The following is a 5,658-nucleotide window of genomic DNA, read 5'->3' on the forward strand; positions in this document are numbered from 1 at the left end:
GGCCCAGAACGGCAACCAGCACAAGGCCAACAACAAGAAGCGCGGCGGCGAGGGCGGTTACGACTACAGCCGCTTCTCCAAGTAGCATCGCAGCAGTTGCGCGATAAGAACGAAAGCGGTCGCTGAGCTGCCCCGAACCATAAGCGCGGGCGACGAACGCCAGCGCGAAACCAACGCCCCGGAACCATTCCGGGGCGTTTTTCGTTCTAGACCCGCAAGCGCGTACGGCAGGCGGGATCCGGCAGGTCGGGCGAATGCCGACACGCAAATCCACGGGGTCGCATCGCCGCCGAATGGCCGGGCCTAACTCGCCCGCGCCGGGCAACCCATCGCCGTCCAGAACCGAAAGTTCGCCAACACGAATACGCCTCTCCAAAACGGCGCCTTCATCTCGTATGATGTGAAGCGACGCTCCATCATGAAGACGAACGCCAAGGAGAAGCTATGGCAACGCCCGACAAGCCCTCGCAAAGCTCATCGAACGGTTCCAAGAACGGCAGCGGCGATAACGCCTTGACGCTCATCGTCATCGCCGCGATCGTCGTCCTTGCGGTGCAATACTTCCTCACGGGAACGAACTTCGCCTTAGATATCTGGGAGGAACTCACCGCCCCCGAGCTTTCCAAAGCCGAGATCGCCGAGTTCGAGGAGACCCTCGATCAAATCGACCAGAACGCCGCCACGTACGCGTCGGGGGGATTCCAAACCGAGGAAGACGTCAAAAACGCCATAGCGGCACAAAAGTCCTACGCGAAGGAGCTTGAGGCGCAAGGGGTCGTGTCCTCTTACACTGCCGACGACAACAGCGTGTACTTCAAGTTCGAGAACGGCCTGTCGTACCTCTATATAGCCGCGCCCGAGGGAACCGATGCCCTGAGCACCGATTCCGAAGCCACCGTCTGCTCGGTGGAGACCACGGGAAGAGCCGATTCGCTCGCGGCGATCAGCACCGTCACCAGCGCGTTTTCCGCGACTTCCTCGAAATGGTCCGCCTCCACGGCGAAAACCCCGAGCAACATCACACTGGCAGGGCTTAAGGAGCTCGGCGGCAAGCAGCAGCTGCTCATCTGGGCCGGCCACGGCGGGTACAACCGCAAGACCGGCAGCGTCCTTGACACCGGGATCGATTCCGACTTAAGCGACAAAGCCCAGCTCATCGAGATCAAGAACGACCGCGCCACGATCGTCAACGTGGCCGGGGATCCCGACAGCCACCTTGCAATCACGCCCTCCTTCGTCAAGCGCTACGTGCGCGGCCTGGGCGGGTCGGTCGTCTACCTGTGCGCCTGCAGCACGGGCGAGGACAGCCAGCTGGCCGACGCGTTCCTGGACAACGGCGCGACGGCCGTCTTCGGCAACACCGGGTCGATCTCGCATGTTTACAACGTCGCCATGCTCCAGAGCGTGCTGACCACTTTTTTGACTCCCGACGAGAACGGCAACTACCCTACGCTGTCGAAAGCCCTGAGCACGGCCAAGAAAACCATCGGGGGCGATTCCGCCGAATACCTTGAGCGCGTGGGCGCGGACGCGAACTTCATCGAATCGCAGCGCAACGTCAAGGTGAAGCTGTTCGGCGGAACCGAGGCGGGGGACCTCAAGGTGCAGGCCGACTCGACGAGCAAGGGCAAAACCACCACGGGCGACACAAGCTCCGGCTCGACGAGCAGCTCAAGCAGCTCGAGCTCGGGCAAGGAAACCGAATCCAAGTCGAGCGAGTCATCCGGCGGCAGCTCCGCCAATAGCGGCTTGCCCGCAACCGAGAGCAAGCAAAGCGAATCGACCGGCGGCGGCGCTTCCGCCAACAGCGGCTCGAGCGCTTCCAGCAGCGGGCAGACGGCGCCCATGCCCGAGACCACGCTGACGAACGACATGATCGTGGGCCTTTGGAGCCCCGACCCGAACGCCGAGGAGCCCCGCTACATCGACTTCCACACACAGGGCGATCTGGTGATCTACGACTATTACTCGCTCATCGATTCACGCGCCCTTGGCAGGCCCCAGCCTTCCGCGCCCGTGAAGTTCGAATTCTGCAACGGCGTGGTCGACATGATGCTGAACCAGGGACGATGCTCCTGCCTGACGAAGGATTCGAGCGGGGTGTACATCTCCTTCTACATCGACGAGATGGCCAACGACGTCATCTACGACCAGGAGACCGGAACGGCATGGCACCGCGTAATCCCGCACGTCATCGAGAACCACTGATAAACAGGACGCACATAGCGCGCAAAAGGCCCGGGGCTATTCCCAGGCTTTTTGCGTTCGCTCATCGTTCCCCGCCTGACACTTGGGGACGTAGCGTTATGTGTCCGAAACCCGCATGCTTGGCGAACGCTCGCATATAGCGCAAAAGCCGTCGTTGATGACAGGCCCATCGGCAGATGACTTCCCAATAAGCCCGCCATCTGGGCTTCGCGTGCAATTGTCCCCCGCCGACACTGCGCGTGATACACTTTCCCCTTGTAGTTACAGGCAAGTCAGGAGTGTTATGCAGAACAACGGAAAGCATTCGCGCCCGGACCAGGCATATGGGCAACAGGCCAACCGTCCCGCCAACATGGGCCGGCAAGCACCGGCGCGCCCGCAACAGCCATACGGCCAGCAAGCATATCAGCGCCCCCCGTACCAGCAGCCGCGCTACGCCCAGCAGCCCGGGCAGCAGCCGCCGCAAAACGGGTATGGCAACCCATACGGAAGGCAGGACTTCAACTTCCAGCCGATCCCGACCAACCACGAGCACGACGGCATGATCCGCGTGAAGAAGAAGCGCCGCAAGAAGCACACCAAGCTGATCGTCTGCCTCGTCGTCATCGCATGCCTGCTTGTTGGCACGTGCGGCTACGGCGCAGCGCTGGCGCTGTCCGCCAAGGACGCGAAAGCCCAGGCGGAGACCGCGCTGGCCAACGTCAACGGCATCCAAACCGCCATTGCCGGGCAGGACTTCGCAACGGCGGCGAAAAACGCCGCCAACCTGCAATCCTCGGCCAAGGCCATGAACGAGGAGCTCTCCTCCCCTGTTTGGAACGTTGCCGCCATGCTGCCCGTCGTAGGTAGCGACGTGAAGGGCGTGCAGACCATCGCCTCCGCCCTGGCCGACGCATCCGATAACGCCATCGTGCCGCTGACCAGCAGCCTGTCCACCACGCCGCCGTCGGCGTGCATCGACGCCAACGGCAATCTGGATGTCGCGGCCATCACCACGCTGCTCGGCGCCATCCAAAACGGCGCACCGGCCATGCAGCGCTGCACCGACGAGCTGACCTCGCTTCCCGCCTTCCATATCGAGAAGCTGCAGAAGCTGGTGGGGCCCGCCCAGGAGAAGATCACCGGCATCAACGACGTCTTCCAGGAGGCGAACACCTTCGCGCCCATCATCGGCTCCATGCTCGGCGCGAACGGCAACCGCACGTACCTGCTGGCCGCGCAGAACACCGCCGAAATCCGCGCCTCGGGCGGCTTCCCCGGCTCCATGGGCACCGTCTCCATCGACAACGGCGCCATCGAGCTGGGCGATTTCACCAAGGTCTACGACATGATGGCCGAGGAGACGCCCGCGCAGTGCGCCATCACCGACGAGGAGAACGCGCTGTTCTACCCCTGGTACACGCAGTACTCCTGGGATAACAGCTTCAACCCCGACTACCCGCGCGTGGCCGGCATCTGGGCGGCCGCCTACCAGGAGAAGACCGAGCAGTCCGTCGACGGCGTCATCTCCATCACCCCGACCATGGTCCAGGACCTGCTGGCAGCCACGGGCGATAGCTTCACGCTGTCCGACGGCACCACCATCGACGGTACGAACGCCACCAAGGTGCTGCAGCACGACCTGTACTGGAAGTACCTGTCCAGCGGCTCGAACATGTCCGAAGGCAACGACCTGTGCGACGCCCTGTTCGCCGAGGCCGCGGAATACGCGTTCGATTCGGCTTTGGAGAACATGAACGCCTCCTCGCTCATGAAGCTGGTCTCCACCATGATGGGCGGCCTTGAGGATCGCCGCGTCATGATCTGGCTGGCCGACGCCACTGAGCAGAGCTACATCGAGGACATGGGCTATTCGGGCTCCATGACCGCCGCTTCCGAGCAGCAGCCCACCCTTGGCGTGTTCGTCAACTTCTGGGCCGGCAGCAAGCTTGGCTGGTGGCTGGGCATGGACACTCAGGTCTCCAGCCCCGTCACGGGCAACGACGGGTCTCGCACCTATCACGTGACCACCACGCTGACGAACTTCATGACCGCGCAGGAAGCGAAGCAAGGCGGCAGCTACATCGTCTCGGACAACGATAAGAGCCTGGGCGACGCCGACCCGTTCATCTACTTCTACGCGCCTGCGGGCGGCACGATCTCCGATGTGACGGCATCGAACGGCGCCACGCTCGGCAAGGCCACCTATCAGGGCCTCGACGTCACCTTCACCTGCCAGGTGGGCGACTTCTCGGTGCTGCCCAAGCCGAACAACCCGCTGCCCGTGGAGTCCACCGTGACCTACAGCTACACGGTAACCCTGCCGGCAGGCGTCGAGGGCGACCTGCAGCTGGCCACCACGCCGACGCTGACGAAGTACCACCAGTAACGGCATCACGGGCCCATACGCCATCAGAAAGGCCCCGGGGACATGTCCCCGGGGCCTTTTCACGTCCCCTGACACTTGGGGGACGTAGCATTATGTGTCCGAATCCCGCATGCTTGGCGAGCGCTCGCATGCGAAACTCTGGCGAAACCGACGCCGACTTCCTCCAATCCCCGCATGCAAATCATGCATGGCGAAGCCAACTTGCCGCCCAGTTCCCTACATCCGGAACCCGAAGGGGATGGCGTTGGCCTCCTGCGGCATCTCACCCAGCCAGCGGGTGGATGCCGTTTCCCCGAGGGTGAAGGTTTCGCCATCGTAGGTGACCTGGGTGACGCTGGCGTTCTTGATCTTGAGCGGGTCGTTCACGCGCGAGGGGTCCAACAGGTACATGACCGATCGCACCACGAACGAATGCGTGACCACCAGCACGTTGCCGCCGCCCGAGGCGAGCGCCTGTTCACCCGCTTCGGCGAAGAAGCTTTCCAGGCGCGCCTTCACCTGGTCGAAACGCTCCGCACGTCCAGTGTCGTCCTGGTCGGCCAGCACCTCCGCCACCTGAGGCAGACGCCGGTTCAGCTCGTCGAAGGGCAGGTCCTCGCCGAAGCCGCGGGTAAGCGCGGCGTGCAGCTCGGTTCCCGGTCCCGCCTCCAGGTTCCCGTAGCACCATTCGCGAAGGCGCGGGTCGGGAACGTGAATGAACGGCAGCGTGGCCTGCGGGTTCTCCTTGACCCTGGCGGCAAGCACCGCGTTGAGCGTTTGCACGGCGCGGCCGGCATCGCTGCAGTAGGCTTGCGCGAACGGGACCTCCGCCAGGCCGCATCCCAACAGGCGCGCCACGCGAATACCCTCGTTGGTAAGCTGCGAGTCGCACCAGCCCTGCACCCGGCTGGCAACGTTGTAGACCGTCTGCCCGTGCCGCGTGATGTAGAACGTCACCGTGCCGTCGCCGGAAGCCGACAGCATCTGAGTCTCCTTCTCTTCCAAGTTTCCGCCTTTCCCATGCAATAGCGCCCGGGACCCCGGGCGCTTTCCCTTGCAGCACGTTTTGCGCGCCGCAAACCGTTTCGTTAATCCCCGTAGTT

Annotated in this window: 4 protein-coding genes; 2 read left to right on the plus strand and 2 right to left on the minus strand. The window is 63.3% G+C overall.

All coding sequences use genetic code 11. The features are described from left to right. Positions 1-376 (minus strand): hypothetical protein (locus Q0H50_RS08050; RefSeq protein WP_294421221.1); only part of this gene is annotated, 376 nt, incomplete at its 3' end. A gap of 68 nt (positions 377-444) precedes the next feature. Between Q0H50_RS08050 and Q0H50_RS08055 the strand changes: the two genes are divergently transcribed. Next, on the plus strand, positions 445-2,208 hold the full coding sequence (locus tag Q0H50_RS08055) for a hypothetical protein (protein WP_294421223.1): 1,764 nt from the start codon (positions 445-447) through the stop codon (positions 2,206-2,208). A 283-nt stretch (positions 2,209-2,491) separates the two neighbouring features. Further along, the gene (locus tag Q0H50_RS08060; RefSeq protein WP_294421226.1) at positions 2,492-4,576 is read left to right on the plus strand and encodes a DUF4012 domain-containing protein; all 2,085 of its coding nucleotides are present in this window, start codon (positions 2,492-2,494) and stop codon (positions 4,574-4,576) included. Between the two features lie 216 nt (positions 4,577-4,792). On the opposite strand, the gene Q0H50_RS08065 is transcribed toward Q0H50_RS08060, so the two are convergent. After that, positions 4,793-5,560 carry a histidine phosphatase family protein gene (locus tag Q0H50_RS08065; protein ID WP_294421227.1) on the minus strand — a complete coding sequence of 256 codons (768 nt, stop codon included), beginning with the start codon at positions 5,558-5,560 and terminating at the stop codon, positions 4,793-4,795. Positions 5,561-5,658 lie beyond the last annotated feature (98 nt).

This window comes from uncultured Senegalimassilia sp. (assembly GCF_934632265.1).
Taxonomy (GTDB): domain Bacteria; phylum Actinomycetota; class Coriobacteriia; order Coriobacteriales; family Eggerthellaceae; genus Senegalimassilia.

Excerpts from the sequence above, each read along its gene's own strand:
- Q0H50_RS08055 (WP_294421223.1), top strand. The coding sequence starts at position 445 with ATGGCAACGCCCGACAAGCCCTCGCAAAGCTCATCGAACGGTTCCAAG.
- Q0H50_RS08060 (WP_294421226.1), top strand. The coding sequence starts at position 2,492 with ATGCAGAACAACGGAAAGCATTCGCGCCCGGACCAGGCATATGGGCAA.